This window comes from Rhizobium sp. Root491 (genome assembly GCF_001427205.1).
In the GTDB taxonomy this organism is placed as follows: domain Bacteria; phylum Pseudomonadota; class Alphaproteobacteria; order Rhizobiales; family Rhizobiaceae; genus Agrobacterium; species Agrobacterium tumefaciens.
Window position 1 is genome coordinate 355,081 of sequence record NZ_LMFF01000001.1, and the last position, 19,966, is coordinate 375,046.

20 protein-coding genes are annotated in these 19,966 nt (G+C 58.2%); 12 read left to right on the plus strand and 8 right to left on the minus strand.

The window, feature by feature from the left end:
* Entirely contained in the window at nucleotides 1-942 is a 942-nt protein-coding gene (locus ASD46_RS01780) for a lysylphosphatidylglycerol synthase domain-containing protein (RefSeq protein WP_025593007.1), read from the minus strand.
* 200 nt (nucleotides 943-1,142) lie between these two features.
* On the opposite strand from ASD46_RS01780, the gene ASD46_RS01785 reads away from it, so the two are divergent.
* Entirely contained in the window at nucleotides 1,143-1,916 is a 774-nt protein-coding gene (locus ASD46_RS01785) for a ribonuclease T2 family protein (RefSeq protein WP_025593005.1), read from the plus strand.
* Between the two features lie 33 nt (nucleotides 1,917-1,949).
* Nucleotides 1,950-2,546, plus strand: a complete 597-nt coding sequence (locus ASD46_RS01790; RefSeq protein ID WP_003512441.1) for a glutathione S-transferase — start codon at nucleotides 1,950-1,952, stop codon at nucleotides 2,544-2,546.
* Nucleotides 2,547-2,663: 117 nt separating this feature from the next.
* On the opposite strand, the gene ASD46_RS01795 is transcribed toward ASD46_RS01790, so the two are convergent.
* A complete protein-coding gene (locus tag ASD46_RS01795; protein ID WP_003512439.1) occupies nucleotides 2,664-3,320 on the minus strand; it encodes an outer membrane protein in 657 nt (218 codons plus the stop codon).
* A 347-nt stretch (nucleotides 3,321-3,667) separates the two neighbouring features.
* On the opposite strand from ASD46_RS01795, the gene ASD46_RS01800 reads away from it, so the two are divergent.
* The 5 genes from ASD46_RS01800 to ASD46_RS01820 all read left to right on the plus strand — a co-directional run bounded on the left by ASD46_RS01800 (nucleotide 3,668) and on the right by ASD46_RS01820 (nucleotide 7,908).
* Nucleotides 3,668-4,456 (plus strand): SDR family oxidoreductase, encoded by a 789-nt coding sequence (locus tag ASD46_RS01800; protein WP_025593002.1) that lies wholly within the window; start codon nucleotides 3,668-3,670, stop codon nucleotides 4,454-4,456.
* Nucleotides 4,453-6,504 carry an excinuclease ABC subunit UvrC gene (gene uvrC / locus ASD46_RS01805; RefSeq protein ID WP_013635857.1) on the plus strand — a complete coding sequence of 684 codons (2,052 nt, stop codon included), beginning with the start codon at nucleotides 4,453-4,455 and terminating at the stop codon, nucleotides 6,502-6,504. The genes ASD46_RS01800 and uvrC overlap by 4 nt, the downstream gene beginning before the upstream one ends.
* A gap of 102 nt (nucleotides 6,505-6,606) precedes the next feature.
* Nucleotides 6,607-7,194, plus strand: a complete 588-nt coding sequence (pgsA, locus tag ASD46_RS01810) for a CDP-diacylglycerol--glycerol-3-phosphate 3-phosphatidyltransferase (protein ID WP_003512433.1) — start codon at nucleotides 6,607-6,609, stop codon at nucleotides 7,192-7,194.
* Nucleotides 7,194-7,448, plus strand: a complete 255-nt coding sequence (gene moaD, locus ASD46_RS01815) for a molybdopterin converting factor subunit 1 (protein WP_019565410.1) — start codon at nucleotides 7,194-7,196, stop codon at nucleotides 7,446-7,448. The genes pgsA and moaD overlap by 1 nt, the downstream gene beginning before the upstream one ends.
* A gap of 4 nt (nucleotides 7,449-7,452) precedes the next feature.
* Nucleotides 7,453-7,908, plus strand: coding sequence for a molybdenum cofactor biosynthesis protein MoaE (locus tag ASD46_RS01820; RefSeq protein WP_013635855.1), 456 nt, complete (start codon nucleotides 7,453-7,455; stop codon nucleotides 7,906-7,908).
* A gap of 60 nt (nucleotides 7,909-7,968) precedes the next feature.
* Here ASD46_RS01820 and ASD46_RS01825 read toward each other — a convergent pair whose 3' ends face one another.
* A complete protein-coding gene (locus ASD46_RS01825) occupies nucleotides 7,969-8,865 on the minus strand; it encodes a branched-chain amino acid ABC transporter permease (protein ID WP_025592999.1) in 897 nt (298 codons plus the stop codon).
* A gap of 59 nt (nucleotides 8,866-8,924) precedes the next feature.
* Here ASD46_RS01825 and ASD46_RS01830 point away from each other — a divergent pair, with 59 nt between their 5' ends.
* Nucleotides 8,925-9,476, plus strand: a complete 552-nt coding sequence (locus tag ASD46_RS01830) for a CGNR zinc finger domain-containing protein (protein WP_025592997.1) — start codon at nucleotides 8,925-8,927, stop codon at nucleotides 9,474-9,476.
* The gene (locus tag ASD46_RS01835; RefSeq protein WP_003512417.1) at nucleotides 9,473-9,985 is read left to right on the plus strand and encodes a hypothetical protein; all 513 of its coding nucleotides are present in this window, start codon (nucleotides 9,473-9,475) and stop codon (nucleotides 9,983-9,985) included. The genes ASD46_RS01830 and ASD46_RS01835 overlap by 4 nt, the downstream gene beginning before the upstream one ends.
* A 178-nt stretch (nucleotides 9,986-10,163) precedes the next feature.
* Here ASD46_RS01835 and ndk read toward each other — a convergent pair whose 3' ends face one another.
* Together ndk and ASD46_RS01845 are read right to left on the minus strand one after the other, a co-directional pair.
* A complete protein-coding gene (ndk, locus tag ASD46_RS01840; RefSeq protein WP_003502118.1) occupies nucleotides 10,164-10,586 on the minus strand; it encodes a nucleoside-diphosphate kinase in 423 nt (140 codons plus the stop codon).
* A gap of 103 nt (nucleotides 10,587-10,689) precedes the next feature.
* A complete protein-coding gene (locus ASD46_RS01845; protein ID WP_038490568.1) occupies nucleotides 10,690-11,385 on the minus strand; it encodes a glutathione S-transferase family protein in 696 nt (231 codons plus the stop codon).
* A 256-nt stretch (nucleotides 11,386-11,641) separates the two neighbouring features.
* On the opposite strand from ASD46_RS01845, the gene ASD46_RS01850 reads away from it, so the two are divergent.
* Together ASD46_RS01850 and ASD46_RS01855 are read left to right on the plus strand one after the other, a co-directional pair.
* Nucleotides 11,642-12,688, plus strand: a complete 1,047-nt coding sequence (locus ASD46_RS01850) for a GGDEF domain-containing protein (protein WP_025592994.1) — start codon at nucleotides 11,642-11,644, stop codon at nucleotides 12,686-12,688.
* Nucleotides 12,689-12,758: 70 nt separating this feature from the next.
* Nucleotides 12,759-14,642 (plus strand): ABC-F family ATP-binding cassette domain-containing protein, encoded by a 1,884-nt coding sequence (locus ASD46_RS01855; protein ID WP_025592992.1) that lies wholly within the window; start codon nucleotides 12,759-12,761, stop codon nucleotides 14,640-14,642.
* Between the two features lie 25 nt (nucleotides 14,643-14,667).
* Here ASD46_RS01855 and ASD46_RS01860 read toward each other — a convergent pair whose 3' ends face one another.
* Nucleotides 14,668-16,605 carry a GGDEF domain-containing phosphodiesterase gene (locus tag ASD46_RS01860; RefSeq protein ID WP_025592990.1) on the minus strand — a complete coding sequence of 646 codons (1,938 nt, stop codon included), beginning with the start codon at nucleotides 16,603-16,605 and terminating at the stop codon, nucleotides 14,668-14,670.
* Between the two features lie 748 nt (nucleotides 16,606-17,353).
* On the opposite strand from ASD46_RS01860, the gene ASD46_RS01865 reads away from it, so the two are divergent.
* Complete coding sequence (locus ASD46_RS01865; RefSeq protein WP_003512408.1) at nucleotides 17,354-18,280, plus strand: Gfo/Idh/MocA family protein; 927 nt, start codon at nucleotides 17,354-17,356, stop codon at nucleotides 18,278-18,280.
* 42 nt (nucleotides 18,281-18,322) lie between these two features.
* On the opposite strand, the gene ASD46_RS01870 is transcribed toward ASD46_RS01865, so the two are convergent.
* Both ASD46_RS01870 and ASD46_RS01875 read right to left on the minus strand, forming a co-directional pair.
* Nucleotides 18,323-19,351, minus strand: coding sequence for a sensor domain-containing diguanylate cyclase (locus ASD46_RS01870; RefSeq protein WP_025592989.1), 1,029 nt, complete (start codon nucleotides 19,349-19,351; stop codon nucleotides 18,323-18,325).
* Between the two features lie 157 nt (nucleotides 19,352-19,508).
* Nucleotides 19,509-19,958: a DNA polymerase III subunit chi gene (locus ASD46_RS01875; protein WP_025592987.1), complete on the minus strand. Its 450-nt coding sequence runs from the start codon at nucleotides 19,956-19,958 to the stop codon at nucleotides 19,509-19,511.
* Nucleotides 19,959-19,966 lie beyond the last annotated feature (8 nt).

A 19,966-nucleotide genomic window follows, 5' to 3' on the forward strand; every position in this document is an offset into this window, starting at 1 on the left:
TTACCCTGACCCCTTCCGCGCCTGTGCAAGCTGCGATCGCTCAAAGAACAGGATCACGAACAGCGCCATGATGAACGGGATGATGAGGTAGAACAGCCGGAACACCAGCAGCGCCGCAATCACGTCAGCCGGGTTCATATCAGGCAGGCCGGTGACGAACACCAGCTCCAGCACGCCAAGCCCGCCCGGCGCGTGCGAGATGAGCGCCGCTGAAAAGGAAATCAGGAAAATCCCGAGAATGACCATGAAACCGGGATTTCCGGCTTCCGGCAGCGCGAAATAGATGATGCCTGCAGCTCCGATCAGTTCGATCGGACCGATGACCAGCTGTTGCGCCACCAGTTTCGGCACGGGATATGGCAGAAAAAACGAACCGATTTTCAGCGGCCGCAGCTTCAAAAGACTGCCGAGCACATAAAGTGCGACGATGGCGAGCAGCAGGACGCCGGTTGTCGTTGATGCTTCCACGGGCAGGATCCCGGTAAATCGCTCGGTAATGTCCGGTTCATAGACCAGCACCAGACCGATGAGCATGATCGTTCCGATGATGAAGGTGAAGGAACAAAGGCCGACGAGAATGCCGACTTCGGCAGCGCTCAACCCTTTGGACGTATAGGCCCGGTATCGGACGACGGCACCGGAAAACACGGATGCCCCGACATTGTGGGAAAGCGCGTAGGTGGTAAAGGAGGTGAGCGTGATGAAGAACCAGTTTACCTTCCGGCCGAGATGCTGGAGAGCGATGCGGTCGTAACCGGCAAGGGCGGCATAGGCGACAAGCGTCGACAGGCCGGAGCACACCCAGTCCCGCGCGCGAATGGCCGTGAGGCTTTCCCATAGATCATCGAGTGAAAGACCGCGCAGCTCGTGATAGAGCAGCCAGGCCGAAAAACCGATCGTTGCCAGACCAATGACGGGCCAGATGTATTTCTTCAATGTCATGCGGTCATGCCCGCCTATTTCCCCCAGCTTCACCCCAACCCGATTTCCGCACTCCGCAGAAGATTCGTTCGACTCTATTCGTTATGCGGCGAAGCTTTCAACCTTTTTGCCCGTTTGCCTCGTTCACAAATTTATGTAAGACCGCTTTGTCGTCTGCGGGCGATACGAGGTTGTCCATTTTCCGGAGAACGTGCACGAAAATGAAGCGTTATGCCGGTTTCATCGCCCTCGGTCTTCTGTCGCTTGCGGCCCTTTGGTTTTCGCGGGAAAATCCGGCCCCGACCGGTTCTGCAAACAACCGGCAGACCCAATCCCAAACGCAGCCCGCCGGCAATTCCAGGCCCGAAACATCCCAGCCGGAAATTGCCCGACGAGACACGGGCAAAAACCCTGTGCCCGCCGGAACAGGCTTCGATTTTTATGTGCTTTCGCTCTCCTGGTCGCCGGCGTTCTGCGCCAGCTCCGAAGGTTCCGGCAATCGCCAGCAATGCGGCAGCAACAGGCGGTACGGTTTCGTCGTACACGGGCTTTGGCCGCAAAACGAAACCGGATACCCCGAATTCTGCACGAGCAGCGAGCCGGACCGTGTGCCCGACGCAATCGGCCGCACGATGTTCGACATCATGCCCTCCATGGGCCTGATCGGCCACCAGTGGCGCAAGCACGGCGCCTGCTCCGGCCTTTCGCAGAAGGATTATTTTTCGGCAACACGAACCGCCTTCGAGGCGGTCAAGCTGCCGGAGACGATTGCCTCCGGCGCTAAAGGCGCCACCCTTTCCGCCGATGCCATCGAAACCGCCTTCACCGACGCCAACCCCGGCATGTCGAAACGCGGCGTCTCGATCAGCTGCGACGGAAAACGCCTTGAGGAAGTCCGTATCTGCCTCAACAAGGACATGACATTCCGCGATTGCCCTGAGCTTGACCGCAAGGGCTGCCGCGTCAGCGCTACCGAAATCGTCCCCATTCGCTAATACCCACACATCAACATACGTCAGGACCCGGCTATGGAACTGCTTTACTCCGTCACTTCCCCCTACTCCGCCAAGGTGCGCATGGCCGCCCGCCATCTCGGCATCGACATTACCAACGTCGCCGTCGACACCAATGCCGAGCCCGCGACGCTGGTTGACAACAATCCGCTCGGCAAAATTCCGGTCCTGCTTCTGGACGATGGCGGCTCAGTCTATGACAGCGTCGCGATCATGCACTATCTAGACCGCCTTTCGGGCGGCAAGCTCTACCCGAAAAAGAACGGCAAGCGCACCGAAGCGGAAATTCTGGAAGCGCTCTGCGACGGCATCATGGATTGCCTGCTGGCCATCGTTTACGAGCGCCGTTCCCGCCCGGAAGACAGAGTTCACCAGCCATGGATCGACAAGCAGTGGAAAAAGGCGGTGAAGGGTCTGGATCATCTCAACGCCAACCTGCCGAAAACCGGCAAGAAGCTGCATGGCGGACATTTCGCCCTTGCGGCGTTGATCGGTTATCTCGATCTGCGTTTTGCAGGTGAATGGGCAGAAGGGCACGAGGCGCTGGCGCAATGGCCGGAGACATTCGGCAAGCGTTTTGAAGCCTATAAGGACATGAGGGCCGCCGCCTGACACCAATGTGAGCGCCATGCCTGGCCTGATCGCCGGGCATGGATGCTGTAACTGATGGCAAAAACGAAAAAAGCCGGGGCGTAAACCCCGGCTTTTCTTTTACCGATCCTTGAAGGATCAGAACTTGACGCCGATACCGGCCTTGACGGAGTGGTCGTCGAAGCCGCGCGAGAACGCGCCGGAGTCCAGGCTGTAGTCCTTCTTCTGGTAGTCGCTGTAGCGATATTCCAGACGGGCAGTGATGTTGTCCGTAACCATGGCTTCAACGCCGGCACCAACGGTGTAGCCGAGGGCGGTTGCGCTGTCCTTGGAGGTCGCGTCACGTACCTTGTTGTCGGAGGCTGCGAGACCAGCCGTACCGTACAGCAGGAACGGGTTCATGTCGTAACCGACGCGGGCACGCAGCGAGCCGTTGACGCCCTGCTTGCCTTCGACGGCGTTGCCACCAACCGTACCAGCGGAACCGCGCTCGCGGCCGAGGTTAACGTCTGCTTCGGCACCGTAAACGATCTGGCCGTTCTGCATGTTGTAACCGCCGTAGATACCGCCGCCGGCGCCCTTGGCGTCACGGCCGTCGTTGCTGGAGCTGAAACGGCCCCAATCGTAGTTGGCGGTACCACCGAGGTAAGCGCCGGTCCAGTTCTTGACCGGAGCGGGCTGGTCGTAGGCTACCGGTGCCTGCGGCACGTCGTTTACGGCGTCAGCGGCGTGAGCAGCCGAGAAACCGGCGGCTGCAATGGTCGAAGCCATAATGGTTGCTACGAAAATACGCATGTTATTCTCCTTTCAGGACCGCGCCGTACTCAAAACATTGTTTTTAGACGCGGTAAATTCGTCGGGTTAATCGCCCCTCTGAAAATTGAATTTGATGGGAGAATGCGGAGATCAAAGAGCCAAAATGTGAATTGTTTGGGGCAGACACGTGACTAGAATTAGACGTTGCCTAATTGCCACAAGGGTTTTATTAACCCTACCGGAAACTTAATTTCCAATATATCGAATTTAAACTTAGTTATATTCAAATTAAATTTAAATTACATTACCAATAAAAATCCACACAATTCTTTTACGGCCCACGGACAGCTTGCGATTTGCGATTATATCCAGCAAATAGGGCGTGTATGAGCAAATGCAGGTCCGCTGTGAAAGAAAATATACCGAAGACAGTCTTGATAACGGGTGCCGCCCGGCGGCTCGGGCGGGCGATCGCCACGGATTTGGCCTCGCATGGCTTTGCGATTGCCGTCCACGCCAATGCCTCCATGGCGCAAGCCGAGGAATTCGCTAACGAAATAAGGCAAAAAGGCGGCAAGGCCGTTGCCGTTCAGGCGGATCTGACACAATCATCGCCAACAATGGCGCTTGTCGAACAGGCATCTTCGGCGCTCGGCCCGATAGGCGTGGTCGTCAACAATGCATCCATTTTTCTGGACGATTCGGCAGAAACGCCCGATCCGGCAATCTTCGACGCGCATTTTTCCGTGCACGTGCGGGCGCCTTCCCTCATCGCGGCCGCCTTCGTTCAGCAATTGCCTCAGGATAAATCGGGACTGATCGTCAACATCATCGATCAGCGTGTACTTGCGCTTACGCCGCGTTTTTACTCCTATACGCTTTCGAAATCGGCCCTTTGGACAGCCACACGGACGATGGCGCAGAGTTTTGCGCCGCGGGTGCGCGTCAACGCCATCGGGCCGGGTCCCTCCTTCAAAAGCGAAAGACAGGCGCCGGAGGACTTTCAGGCGCAGATCGACGGCCTTATATTAAAGCGCGGTCCGGAACCCGACGAGTTCGGGCGGACGATTCGCTTTCTTTTTGATACGCCGTCGATCACCGGACAAATGATCGCGCTCGATGGCGGCCAGCATCTTGGCTGGGAAACCCCTGATGTGGCGGAGATACCTGAATGAACGGAAAGAAGCTGCCTGACGGCGGTATTCTCTTCGATGAAACCGATGACGAAGACGACGATGCAAACCTTGCCGCGACAGACGCGGCCGAGGCACCGCGCGACGTTGCCGGCATGGACTGGAATGCCGGCTGGAAAAACGAATCCGGCCTGAAGGGCATGGATCTGATCGGCGAATTCGTCAAACACCTGCCGAACTCGCCGGGTGTCTACCGCATGTTCAACGAGGCGAACGACGTTCTCTACGTCGGCAAGGCGCGCTCGCTGAAGAAGCGCGTCGGTAACTATGCCCAGGGTCGCGTGCATTCCAACCGCATTGCGCAGATGGTGCGGCTGACCGCCCATATGGAATTCGTCACCACCCGCACGGAGACCGAGGCGCTTCTCCTGGAAGCTAACCTCATCAAACGCTTGCGGCCGCGCTTTAACGTGCTTTTGCGCGACGACAAGTCATTTCCCTATATCCTGATCACAGCAGACAATCGTGCACCGGCGATTTTCAAGCACCGGGGTGCGCGGGCGCGCAAGGGCGACTACTTCGGACCCTTCGCCTCTGCCGGAGCCGTTGGACGCACGATCAATTCACTGCAACGCGCGTTCTTGATCCGCACCTGCACCGACAGCGTTTTCGAAACCCGCACGCGTCCCTGTCTTCTTTACCAGATCAAGCGCTGTTCCGGCCCCTGCACACATGAGGTGAGCGATGAGGGGTATGCGGAACTCGTCAAGGAAGCCAAGGATTTCCTGTCCGGCAAGAGCCAGAGCGTCAAGACCGCGATTGCCCGGCAGATGAACGAGGCGGCCGAGGATCTCGACTTCGAGCGCGCCGCCGTCTATCGCGACCGGCTGGCGGCGCTCTCGCACGTCCAGAGCCATCAGGGCATCAATCCGGCCGGCATCGAGGAGGCGGATGTTTTCGCCATCCATCACGAGGGCGGCATATCCTGCATCCAGGTGTTCTTTTTCCGCACCGGCCAGAACTGGGGCAACCGCGCTTATTTCCCGAAGGCCGACCCGTCCCTGCCCGGCTCGGAAATCCTCAATGCGTTCCTGGCGCAGTTTTACGACGACAAACCGGTGCCGAAGCAGATCCTGCTTTCCGAAACCGTGGAGGAACAGGAATTGCTGGCCGCTGCTCTCGGCGAAAAAGCCGGACACAAGGTCACGATCAGCGTGCCGCAGCGCGGCGAAAAGAAGGACATCACCGACCATGTTCTTGCCAATGCCCGCGAGGCGCATGGCCGCAAGCTGGCGGAAACCTCTTCTCAGGCGCGGTTGTTGAAGGGGTTCGCGGAAACCTTCAACCTTCCCTACGTGCCGCGCCGGATCGAGATTTACGACAACTCGCACATCATGGGCACCAATGCCGTGGGCGGCATGGTGGTGGCGGGGCCGGAAGGCTTCGTGAAAAACCAGTATCGCAAGTTCAACATCAAATCGACCGACATCACTCCCGGTGACGACTTCGGCATGATGCGTGAGGTCATGACCCGCCGCTTCTCGCGCCTGTTGAAGGAAGAGGGCAAGCCCGACCGCGCGCAGACGCTGACGCCCACACCCGAGGAAGCCGCGGACATGCCCTTCCCCGCCTGGCCGGACGTTATCCTGATCGATGGTGGTCAGGGACAGATGACGGCGGTGCGTGCCATCCTCGATGAGCTCGACATTCGCGACAGCGTGATTGCCATCGGCGTCGCCAAGGGTGTGGACCGCGAGGCGGGCCGCGAGCGCTTCTTTGCGGATGGCCGCAGCGATTTTTCCCTGCCGCCGCGCGATCCCGTGCTTTACTTCATCCAGCGCATGCGCGACGAGGCCCACCGTTTTGCCATCGGCTCACACCGGGCGCGACGCAAGAAGGAAATGGTGCGCAATCCGCTGGACGAAATTTCGGGGATCGGCCCAGGACGCAAGCGCTCGCTGCTGCAGCATTTCGGTACGGCCAAGGCGGTTTCACGCGCAGGCCTCAACGATCTGATGAATGTCACCGGCATTTCAGAAGCCGTAGCGCGGCAAATCTACAATCACTTCCATGAGAGCAGTGGCGATTGAAGGCGCACTGTCGCAACGAACTGCTAAAAAAACATAATAACGTGTTGACCCTATGCGTCAGGGGCGGCATCAAGGCAGCTTATCCAGACTGACAGGTTTCCCATGGCTTCGCGCGCATACAGCATTCCCAACCTTCTCACCTATGCCCGCATTCTGGCGGTTCCCGTCATCGTTTTGTGTTTTTACATCGAAGGAAAGCTGGAAAGCTCGGATTTTGCGCGCTGGACGGCCCTCTGGCTGTTCATCGTCGCCTCGCTGACCGATTTTCTGGATGGTTATCTGGCGCGTATCTGGAATCAGACCTCCAATATCGGCCGCATGCTGGACCCGATCGCCGACAAGCTGCTGGTCGCCTCGGTGCTGCTCTTGATGGCAGCGGACGGCACCATTGCCGGCTGGTCGCTGTGGGCCGCCATCACCATTCTCTGCCGCGAAATTCTGGTCTCGGGCCTGCGTGAATATCTGGCGGCGCTGAAGGTCAGCGTTCCCGTCACCCGCATCGCGAAGTGGAAGACCACCATCCAGATGGTAGCCATCGCCTTTCTTCTTGCCGGTCCCGCGGGAGACAAGGTTCTGCCCTACACGACCGAGATGGGAATTACGCTTCTCTGGCTTGCAGCAGCGCTAACCATGTACACCGGCTACGACTACTTCAAGGCGGGTCTCAAGCACATCGTGGACGAAGAATGATGGCGCGGATCGTTTATTTCGCCTGGGTTCGCGAAAAGATCGGCACGGCGGAAGAGGAGCTGGATATCCCCTCCTCCGTTACCACGGCCGGTGAGCTGATCGCCTATCTCTCAACCCTTGGTGAAAACTACGAAGCCGCCTTCGAATTTCCGGATGTGATCCGCGTTGCGGTCAATCAGGAACATGTTGAACATGACGAGAGCATTGCCGGTGCGCGCGAGATCGGCATCTTCCCCCCCATGACGGGGGGATAACCGGATGCAGCCCACTGTCCGCGTGCAGGCACAGGATTTCGACGCTGCGGAAGAAACCCGCAGGCTAACGGAAGGCGACAAGAGCATCGGCGCGGTGGTGGCCTTCACCGGGCTTTGTCGCGATGATGGCGGCACGCTCGCGGCGCTGGAACTCGAGCATTATCCCGGCATGGCCGAAGCGGAAATGACCCGCATCGCGCAACTCGCCATCGAACGCTTCGACCTCCTCGGCCTCACCGCCATTCATCGCCATGGCAAGATCGCCACCGGCGAGAATATCGTCCTCGTCATTGCTGCTTCCCGGCACCGGCAGGCCGCTTTTGACGGCGCAAATTTCGTGATGGACTACCTCAAGACGTCCGCCCCGTTCTGGAAAAAGGAACACGGCAAGGATGGCACGAAGGGCGACTGGGTTGCCGCAAAGACGACCGACGACACGGCCAAGGACAAATGGCGGTAACGCTTTGTGTTTTCCCGCATTTCCGGACGAAAACCGGACGCCACCCCTCCTGGAAATGCTCTAGGGCGCTTCCACCCTGCTGCGCATGACGATCAGCCAGCCCACCAGAAGCGCCAGAACCGCCGCATCCCGCCAGATAACCGGGCCGTAACCGACCCATAGCGTTTCCGCGAACCCGACGGCAGCAGCCCCGAGCGCGCAGACGAGCGGGCTTGCATAACCGCCCGCTGCCGAAATCAGTACGACCTTCAGGCCGAACACCAGACCGGCACCGAAATCCATGGTGCCGTAATAAAACGTGGCGAGGACGCCGGCGATGGCGGCAAGCAGACCCGCTGCACAGTAGGACAGCAGGAACACCCTGCCTCCATTTACCCCGCACAGTGACGCGGCGAAAGCATCGTCCGACACCGCCCTCCAGCGTCTGCCAAAGCCGGAACGCTGGAGGTAGAAAGTGCCTGCGAGAACGAGCAGGCAGAAGACAGCCGTGTTCAGCATCTGCATCGACGTCAGGGTGACAGCGAAGCTTCCATAGGCCCAGAATCGCACCGGTTCCGACAAAAGCGGTGGCAGCCATAATTGCCGCGTGCCGGCGGCAAGTCTGGCACTTTCGGTGAGCGCAATCAGCACGCCAATGGAGGCGACCGTCACCGCATTGGGGGAGGCTTTCGCCAGGGGCCGCATCACCGCCCTGCCGATGAAAGCCGCCGCCCACAGACCGCCGAAAAGACCGACCCCTGCCCCAAGCGCGAGTGTTGCAGGCAAGATCAGCCACAGCCGGTTCCAGCCAAAATCGGCAAACAGCAGACAGGTCTGACCGGCGAAAGCGAAGATCGCGCCATAGGTGACATCGGCCCGTTTCGTAACCGAAAAGGCGATGGCATAGCCGAACGCCAGAACCGCATAAAGCGAGGCTACCGGTACGGCATTCAGCAATTGTTGCAGGAAATAAGCCAATCCGTCCTCCCCATCGCATTATAACTGTTAAAATCCATTTTGATAGTTATAATGTCGCCATGACATTTCGCTGGACAGAACATCGTTTCGCAGGCGGCGCATTGGCCCTCGATGTCGCCAATAGCGTCATCCTGCGCGCGGACGCGGCAAAATCGGTCGACCGTTTTGCCGCCCCCGAACAGATCGCCACCTTTGCCGAGGCGTCGACCCGACTCGGAGCGGAGCGCGACAGGTTTCCCGCACTCATCGCGCCCGAAGCGGACATGAGGCAGGTATTTCTCGATCTTCGCGAGGCGATCGACGATTATTTCCGCTCTTCGATGACGAGTGGCGACGATGACGACGGTCGGCTGGCCGGGCTACTCTTCGCATGCGGCACGGCACTACGGTTGTTTCCCCTGCGAGAGAGCCTTGCCAATGCGACCGCCCATTCAGCTCTGTCGCTGCTTGCGGCGGAGACGCGGAAACGGCTGCGGATTTGCGGCAATTGCGGTTGGCTTTTCATCGACCGCAGCAAGAACAGAAGCCGCATCTGGTGCGACATGACGGTGTGCGGCAACCGGCAGAAAGCCAGCCGGCATTATCACCGCAAGAAGGAAGCGCAGGCATGAAAGGAATAACCATTCCGTTGCTGGCGATCACTACGGTGCTCGGTCTTTCCGGTTGTCAGCGGGACGAGCCGCGCGATGTCGCGAAGGTTTCCGGCCGCATGTTCGTCTTCAACTACCGTGTGGCGATTGCCACCTATCTCGTGACCTTGCAGCGCATCGCCCCCATCCGCGACGGCAGCACGTTGGAAGCGACCTTCGAAAATCCCCGCGGCGGCACCGAGCTGACGACCAGGGAGAAGATTTTCCCGGCAGATGAAAAGATCGCCGTTCAAAGTCCGCCGGTCGAATGCGTCAAGCAGGACCGCCCCTACAAGGTCACGATCCGCATCAAAGGGCCGGAAGGCGATGTACTGCAGACGATAGAGACCACCATCCGCTCCGACACCGACCAGTCGCTCCTTCCCGCCAAACCGCTGACGGTCGGCCCGCTCTACACACCCAATCCGGACGTGTTCAAAGCGGACGGCACGACGGATATGCGTCCTGTCGAGGGGTGTCCGGCGTCGTGAAAACCTCCCCTCATCCATGGGCTCGTCAAAGGACTGAGGCCCGTGGGGATTGCTTCGGCGTAAACTTCTATCGGCAATAAAACAAAAAAACGGAGCCTTTCGGCTCCGTTTCATCGAGTCTTTTCAGCGGCTTCATGCCATCGCCTGAGAGGGCGATTCAAGCCGTTGATATTTTGAATCAGCCGACGATTTCGGTTTCGGCAAACCAGTAGGCGATTTCCTGTGCGGCGGTTTCAGGGGCGTCCGAACCGTGAACGGAGTTTTCGCCGATGGAAAGCGCGAAGCTCTTGCGGATGGTGCCTTCAGCAGCCTGGGCCGGGTTGGTTGCGCCCATGATTTCGCGGTTCTTGAGGATAGCGTTTTCGCCTTCCAGAACCTGAACGATGGTCGGGCCGGAGGTCATGCCTTCAACGAGTTCGCCGAAGAAGGGACGCTCTTTGTGAACGGCGTAGAAGCCTTCGGCTTCGCGCTTGCTCATCCAGACGCGCTTGGAGGCGACGATGCGCAGACCGTTGTCTTCAAATACCTTGGTGATCGCGCCAGTCAGGTTACGCTTGGTTGCGTCCGGCTTGATCATCGAAAATGTGCGTTCAATCGCCATGTGTCCGTTTCCTTTTCCTATAGAGAAAGTGGGCGGTCTTTACCCGCCCAAAGGCCCGAAAACAAGGGGGATCAACCACATTGCGACGATGGCTGCAGACATTTCACGCCGCTGTCACACTGCGGCCTCTGGCGTCGTGGAGGTCTAGGCAGCCTTCGAACCAGTCCCGGACGGGGTCGTTTTCGGAAAACAGATCCGCTCCGGTGGTAATCCTTGCCCATTGCAGCGCACCGAAAACGATGTAGTCCGCAAACAGCGGCGATGAGCCACCGATGAAAGGCTGGAAGCCCAGCATGCGGCGGATCGGCGCCAGGAGCGCTGGGAAGGCCGCGATTTCCGCCTCACGGTTCGCCACCACATCCTCGAGCGTCCGGCCGAGCGCCTTCGTCCTGCTGTCGCGGAAATAAAGGCGGTCAGGCTCATCAAGCATATTGTGGATATCGAGCACGGCAATGCGGGTGATGGCCGGGTGCAGCACCGTCTGCGACCAGCTTTCAACGAAACGCGCCATCGCCTTGCCGCCTTCCCCGTTAAACAGCGACGGCCGCTCCGGATAGGCCTCATCCAGATAAAGGGCGATCTCGAAACTGTCGCTCACCAGCTGGTCGCCATCACGAAGGATCGGCACGGTCCTCGAAAAACCGTCCTCCACCGTCGGGATGACCGTGAAGGGCAAGGGACGCTCCTCGAAATCCAGCCCCTTATGCGCCAGCGAAAGCACGGTTTTCCAGCAATGGGGAGAAAACGGCCGTGCGCTATCGCTTCCGCAAAGTGAATATAAGGTTCTGGAGGTCGTCATAGGCTGCACCCTCTTCTGCTACATCGATGATGCGATATAAAAACGACCGCCGCCTGAAATCAAATCAGGATTTGTCATACTACTGATCAAAAAACGCATCCGGCGCTCAACCGTCCCCTCCACGAGAATTGGGGTCTCACGGCAATGAAAACCTCGTCAGGTTTAGCCTATTTTAAACCGTTGCTTGTAAAAATAATCGCGTTCAACAATCGGTTATCACCGGTGCATTCATAATTTGTTGGTATTGGGGCTGTCAGTGACGTCAACGGCGGGCGATAAAAAACGCGAGAAGGCAAGGAACGGTCTCGTCTTTACAAAAATTGCTCAGTTCATCGACAAGATGAATATTGCACCGCTGCCGCGAAACTACGAACTGATCTACGAAATATTGTCGGGGCATAACCCGGCGATGGGACGCGATATTCTCGCCCTTGGCAACGCGCCGCAACAGCATGAAATCGATATTGTCGGCCAGAGACACAATCTGCCGGGTTTTTCGAAGATCGAGGCCGAGCAGATGGCAGCGACGGCCTTCGAGACGCTGAAGCAGATTTCCGCGCGACTGGAAGCCGGCCTGCAACGCACCGAAACATTTATTGCCAGTCTTTCCGGGCAAGATCACTCCGAGCTGCCTGCAACGGAGCGGCTTGCGCAATTGATGGGCGATATTCACGAGGAACAAACGAGTCTCCGGCATTTCGTTTCCATGGGGCTGATGAAAATCCGCGAGGTTGAGAAAAGCAGGACCGATCTTCAGACGAATTCCCTGCGTGATGCCTTGACGGCGCTTCCCAACCGGGCGGCTTTCCTCGAGAAGCTCGCCGACCTGTTTTCGGGCGCTCAGGGGGCATCAGCCACATCGCTTGTGCTGCTCAACATCGACCATTTCCGCGAAATCAACGGCAAATACGGCCCCACCGCCGGCAACAAGGCGCTGCGCCGGCTGGCAGCGCTTTTCCGCAAGACGATCAAGAAGGACGATTTCGTTGCCCGCATCGGCGGAAACGAGTTCGCTTTTCTGTTCGCCGGCGTCTCGCAAAATACAGCTGAAGCAATTGCAGAGCGGTTGCGGCAGAACGTCGAGGCGCTGCGTTTCGTCACCAGTGAGGGCGACGGCGAGCATTTGACCGTCTCGATCGGCGTTGCGGCAGTGGACTGCACCGCGACATCAGCCGAATTTTTCAGCCATGCCGAGCTCGCCCTGCTGTCCGCACGCTGCGGCACGCGCAATTGCGTCATAGGCTACTCCCGGGACGTGGCTCAACGCAGCCGCAGCAGCTATCTGGCGCAGCTCGGCTGTTGAAGCTGCATATCTGATCTGGTGTGGCGCGCGCGCTCTTGCCTTGGCCACGCAGTTCGGCCAAAACGGCGCCATGATTACGATTACCGATCTCTCCGCCCGCATCGCCGGGCGCCTGCTTCTCGACCACGCCAGCGTGACGCTTCCGGCTGGCGTGAAGGTGGGCCTCGTTGGCCGCAACGGCGCCGGCAAATCCACTCTTTTCCGGGTCATCACCGGTGACTTTTCAGCGGAAAGCGGTTCGGTAACGATCCCGAAACTCGCGCGCATCGGCCAGGTTGCGCAGGAAGCGCCGGGAACGGAAGAATCGCTGATTTCCATCGTGCTTTCCGCCGACAAGGAGCGCAGCGCGCTGCTGGCCGAGGCGGAAACCGCAACAGACCCGCACCGGATCGCAGAAATTCAGGTGCGGTTGGTCGATATCGACGCGCATTCGGCCGAAGCCCGCGCGTCCAGCATTCTTGCCGGTCTTGGCTTCGATCACGAGGCGCAGCTTCGCCCCGCCTCTTCGTTCTCCGGCGGCTGGCGCATGCGCGTGGCGCTCGCGTCCGTGCTGTTTGCCGAACCCGACCTCCTGCTGCTCGACGAGCCGACTAACTATCTCGACCTTGAAGGCACGCTCTGGCTGGAAGACTATATCCGGCGTTATCCGCATACCGTCATCATCATCAGCCACGACCGCGATCTGCTGAACAATGCCGTCAATTCCATCGTGCATCTGGACCAGAAGAAACTGACCTTCTATCGCGGCGGATACGACCAGTTCGAGCGCCAGAAAGCCGAAGCAGACGAATTGCAGATGAAGGCGAAGGTGAAAAACGACGCCGCGCGCAAACATCTGCAAAGCTTCATCGACCGTTTTCGCGCCAAGGCCACCAAGGCGCGCCAGGCGCAGAGCCGTATCAAGGCGCTGGAGCGCATGGGCACCGTCGCCGCCGTGATCGAGGACCACGTCCAGCCGATCACGTTCCCGGAGCCGGAAAAGCAGCCCGCCTCACCCATCGTCGCTATCAATGGCGGTGCCGTGGGTTACGAGCCGGGCAAATCCATTCTGAAGCAGCTCAATCTCCGCATCGATAATGACGACCGCATCGCGCTGCTCGGTTCCAACGGCAACGGCAAATCGACCTTTGCGAAATTCATCTCCGGTCGGCTTGCGCCGCAAGCGGGCGATCTTCGCATCGCCCCGGGCCTGAAGATCGGCTTCTTTGCGCAGCATCAGCTGGACGATCTCGTGCCGGACCAGACACCGGTCGAACACGTGCGCAAGCTGATGCCGCTGGCGTCTGAAGCGCAGGTGCGGGCGCGGGTTGCGCAGATGGGACTTGCGACGGAGAAGATGGCGACGGCGGCGAAAGACCTTTCCGGCGGTGAAAAGGCCCGGCTGCTGATGGGACTTGCGGCCTTCCATGCGCCAAATCTGCTCATCCTCGACGAACCGACCAACCATCTCGACATCGACAGTCGCCGGGCGCTGATCGAGGCGCTGAACGACTATAACGGCGCCGTCATCCTCATCTCGCACGACCGGCATCTCATCGAGGCAACTGTCGACCGCCTATGGCTGGTGGCCGACGGCACGGTGAAGACCTTTGAAGGCGACATGGAGGAATATCGCGATCTCGTCGTCTCTTCCGGAAAAAAGAAGGAAGAGAAGACAGAAGCCGCCGCCGACCAGACATCGAAAGCCGACCAGCGCAAGGCCAACGCCGAAAAACGCGCCCAGCTTGCGCCGCTGAAGAAAAAGATCAATGAAATCGAATCTTTGACGGCGAAGCTTGAGAAAATGATTCAGTCGCTCGACAAGGAACTGGCGGACCCTGCTTTGTACGAAAAGGCACCTGCCAAGGCCGCGCAGAAAGTCAAAGAGCGTGGCGAAGCCGCGAGCAAGCTTTCGGACGCCGAGGAGCAGTGGCTGATGCTTTCGAGCGAATATGAGGATGCGATGACGCAGTGATGCGTCATCATGCTGGTGCGAAAATCTAAGCGCATTCCCTGCGAGGCTGCAGCCGCTCGAGCGGCACGGCGGGCGAATAAAGATAGCCCTGACCGAAACGGATTCCCATCTGCATGAGCAGCCTGCTCTGCTCTTCCGTTTCGATACCTTCCGTCACCAGCGTGGCGCCGTAACGTTCGGCGCTTTCGAAGGCGAGCGCGATGGCCTCCCGGAACCGCGACTGTTCAAGCCGGGACGTCATCCAGTGATCGATCTTGACCTCCTCAAAGGGGAACCGCGCAAGCAGGGTGAGTGCCGCATAACCGGTGCCAAAATCATCGAGCGCCAGCCGCACGCCCGCTTCGCTCAGCCTGTCGAAATTCTGCTGCACGATGTCGATGGCCGGTATCCTGCTCATCTCCGTCACTTCGATCGACAGACGGTGCGCCGGGACCCCCATCTCGTTCAAAAAGGCCACAACCCGCTCTCCGAAGCCCGCAGTGGCAAAAGACGATGCGGAAATGTTCACCGCCAGATGAAAGTCCGGGTCGAGGCCCCGCAGGTCGATGAGGTCGCGGACGACGGCTTCGATCGTCGACCATTCAAACTCCACCAGCAGCCGGTGACGCTCGGCAATCTCCAGCACATAATAGGGCGAAAGCGGCTGTCCGCACGCATCCACCGCCCGTAAAAGAGCCTCCGCGCCAATCATGCGGCGATTGTGCATTTCGAATTTCGGCTGATAAAATATCGGCGGCTTGCCGGATCTGATCCAGTTGACCAGCATCTGGCGCACCCCCTCGTCCCGCGTGGCCTTATCGGCGAAGGAGAAGGGGAATATCTGCACCGGATTTTCGCTTCCTCGCAGCGCAAGACTAAGCTGCCGGAGGAAGGAAGCCACGTTCTGCCGGGAAAGCTTATCCAGATTAGCGGCACCGATTTTCAGATGCGGCACCGGTTCTGGATCCGCAGACCGTGAAAATGTACTTAACCCGTCATGGAGACGCATTATCAGCCTTGTGCTTTCCGACTTCTCGAGCGAAATCCCCGACATGACGACTGCAAGCGTGGTATCGCCGAACATGAAGCTGCGCGGTGCATTGGAACTCGACAGCAGACCGTTGCCATCGTTGCAGATTTCCTGTGCCAGCCTCGGCCAGAAAAGATCGCCCCAATCCTCGCCCTGGCAGGCGGCGACATCGGCCATATTGACGATTTCTATGAGAAGGAGAGCGTGTGGAACGGCCGGCTCCTGCCGCATCACGACTTCGATATGGTCTTTGAGGGCGCGCCTGTTTGGAAGGCCCGTCAAAGAATCCGTCCGCGCCGCAGCATCGCGTTTCCTTGCCTCTTCACGCGCCCGCGCCTCGCTGCGCAGCAACAGAAACAGACAGGCGATCATCGGCAACCCAACCAACGAGCCGAAGATGCGCCGTCCGACGTTACTGAGAAAAACGTCCTGATTTATCATGCTGAGACTATAGGTCACGCAAACAGCGAACAACGCCGCGAAAATCCTGACCGCGAATACGCCGAAGACCTCGCGGACGCCGAGTTCAGTGAGACTGCGCCGGCGCATCCAGCCATACATTGCCATCCCGAAAGCCGAGATAATGCTCATATCCAGAAAAGCGGCCCCAAAGAGTGGCGGACCACCAAACAAAAATCGCCCTGCGGAGACGAGTGCCAGGCTTATCAAGCCGCCTTGCCAGGACCCCAACACGCCAGCCAGGAACAGCAGGTCAGAGCGGATATAGGGCTTGGAAGGCAGCTTGATGAACTCGGATACCAGTAGCGTCAGCAAGAAACCGGTAACCCCGAAGATGATGCCGTAATAGATTTTATAACGAGCGTCATCGAGAGCAATGTTTCGCTGCAGAAGGATCAGCACCGACACCATGCCGACAAGGGCCGCAGCCTGGAGCAGCAGGAACGGCAACTCGGCGGCTGACGCGGCCGCCTGGGCGGCGATCAATTCCATCATCTCTGCATGTCCCCCGGTCATTACTATTCTTTTGCCGTGGTTCCGGCGTTTGACCTTCACAAATCCCGCGTTTACGCAGGGAAATCAGCACATATAGCCAATCGCTCCACACGACCTGTCGCTCCACCGCGGGATGCCCCGGGCGAAATCGCCGGACACGTGCCAACAGCAAGCGGCTGACAAGACACGAGTTCGAATACCTCCTCACCGCCGGCGTCGCACAATGCCGAGCAGGAAAATCAAGCAACGAAGCGAAGCGCCAACCAACAACCGAACGAAAAAACCATCGAGACAGTCTAACTAACGAATTTTACATCGAAACTAAAGAACTTAGCGTAGATAAAGATGCGAGAATTACGCTGTATGTATTTAGTTGACAATTGCCTTCATTTAAATAATTACAAAATTAATATAAATATGTATTTTAAATTATGACTATAATACATTTAATAATGAAATTGAAATTGATTTAAATATAAAATATACATTAATATTTCGGAACTTAACTTCGAGTTCGAATTTTAAAAGCATTAAGTTATAAAAATCAATACTTTTAAATTTGAAACAATATTTTAACATTTCAAATATTAGGCAACATAAAATATGCATACCGATTTTTGCCATGCCGTTACGCACGGAAAAAAGACGAGACCTGCAAGGACGATCGCCTTGCTCCTTTGATCGTTTCTGTTAAAAAACTCGTAAAGTCACACTTTATCCCACGCATCATACAAATGGGTCCCACTTCATGTCAGCCACCAAGCTTGCCATCGTCGGCGTCGGCAAAATCGTTCGCGACCAGCACCTTCCCGCCATCGCAGGCAATCCGGATTTTGAATTGATCTGCACGGCCAGCCGCCACGGTACCGTGGATGGCGTCGCTTCTTACGGCACCATCGAGACCATGCTGGAGGCCGTCGAGGATATCGAGGCCGTATCGCTCTGCATGCCGCCGCAGTACCGTTACGAGGCTGCATATGCGGCGCTGAATGCCGGCAAGCACGTTTTCCTCGAAAAGCCACCGGGCGCAACGCTTTCGGAAGTTCAGGATCTCGTTCGCCTTGCGGATTCGAAGGGTCTTTCGCTATTTGCAAGCTGGCACTCGCGTTATGCGCCGGGCGTTGAAGCTGCAAAGGCGTTTCTCGCCTCGACAAAAATCGACAGCGTGCATGTCATCTGGAAAGAGGATGTGCGCCACTGGCACCCCAACCAGGCATGGATCTGGCAGGCGGGCGGTCTCGGTGTGTTCGATCCCGGCATCAATGCGCTGTCGATCATCACCCACATCCTGCCCCGCGCGCTCTTCCTGACCAAGGCAACGCTTGAGTTCCCGGAAAACCGCGACGCGCCCATCGCTGCCGAGCTGCATTTTTCCGACGTTACGAAAATGCCCGTGCGCGCCGAGTTCGACTGGCGCCAGACCGGCAAGCAGAGCTGGGATATCGTTGCCGAAACGGCGGCCGGGCAGATGGTGCTTTCGGAAGGCGGCGCGAAGCTCTCCATCAATGGCGAGCAGGCGGTGTCGGAACCCGAGCGGGAATATCCGGCGCTCTACGAGCGTTTTGCGGAAATCATCAAGGCCGGACGCTCTGATGTCGATCTTGCGCCATTGACTCATGTGGCCGATGCCTTCCTGCTCGGCCGCCACAAATTCGTGGATTCCTTCTACGACTGAGGAGCCGAAAGGCTTTTGGAAGCCTTCCGGAAGACAGGTGCATCAAAGGGCGCGGCTGACGAAACGGTCGCGCCCTGACTTTTTTGCCTGATACAGTGCCTCGTCAACGCTGCGCAAAAGCGTGGCGCGGTCAGCACCGGCCTGAGGAGCGATGGCGCCGCCAATGCTGAGACGCGCACCGACCGCCTGCCCGTCAACATCAAAGGGTTCACGGAAGGCTTCCAGAAGCCTGTCTGCCAGTCCGTTCATCACCTCAGACGTGCTGGGACGGGGTATGAAAATGGCGAATTCGTCGCCCCCCATGCGCACCACCGTATCTTCGCTGCGGATCGAATTGCGAATGCGGTCGGCGGCAGCGGTCAGCACCCTGTCACCCGCCGGGTGGCCGAACGTGTCATTGATCGCCTTGAAACCGTCCAGATCGAGATAGAGCACGCCGAAGGCCTCGTTCTCACGCAGAGCCGCGCCAAGCTGGCCATCGACAATCGCCTCCAGCGCCTTGCGATTGTAAAAGCCGGTCAACGGATCAGTCATCACCGCATCCCGCAATTCACGCTCCGCCAGACTCATTGTGAAATTGGCCTTCTGTAAACGCAGGAGTGCGGCCGCCAGCAGCGCAAAGTGCTTCAGATTGTCAATTTCGCTTTGAGAGAATTTTCTCGGCACCGTATCGACAAGGCAAAAGGCGCCGACCACAAGACCCGGTTCCAGCTCGATCGGCGCGCCAGCATAGGAACGCAATCCGGGACCGCCCTTCACATAGGACATGAAGCGGAAATCCGGATGCTGGGTCAGATCGGAAATGACCACGACATCCTGCCTGGCAATTACTCGGTTGCAGATCGACAGATCGCGCGGACATTCCGAAAGTTGCATTCCCGCCTGTTCGGCAATATGGAGCCAGTCCTCATCGACGATATGGACGGCCGCACGCGGTACGTCAAAGACGCCCTGCCCCAATCGAGACAGCACTTCCAGTTCCGGCATCTCGGCATTCTTGACGGACATGATTGACCGCACCGCGACCAGACGCTCTATTTCCCCGTCGGGCCGTGAAATCGCCTGTCCCATGATGATGTCCTTCTGCTGTTTGGTCTGTGGCAGCCGCCACCGTCCGTCACCTGTCGGCCGGATCAGACAGCTATGTCTGATTCGGCTCATAATGCGAAAACCGGCAGGCTGCGCCACATGCGAATTTTTGCCAGTCTTTTTGTGTGGGAAACTGTGATCAGGCTTTCTTCTGCCAGCGGCCTTCCGGCGATTGCTGCCAATAGGTCAGCGCATGACCTTCGGTCTTCAGCCTTTTCCAGTGGTTCCGCGCCATTTCCAGCTGGTAGGCATCATATCCGTCGAACATGAACACTATCCGCTCATAGCCCTCCACCGCCGGCGGTTCGGCACCGTCGACGAGAAACCGCACACTCGCCTCGTTACCGTTCGCAGTCGACGCCGTCAAAAGAATCGGCTGGTTTTGCGGCGCGGCAGAGCTATCCGTTGCGTGCGGCAGAAAACTGTCGTCACGAAAGGTCCACAGATGCGTGTCGAGGAAATCGCGGCGCTCCTCGTCCACCGTCTGGATCGCGACCTTCCAGCCGCGTTCCAGCGATTTTTCGAGCAAGGGCGGCAATGCATCCTCCAGCTTCGATTCCGTCAGATGGTAGAACAGGATTTCAGTCATCTGCGGAC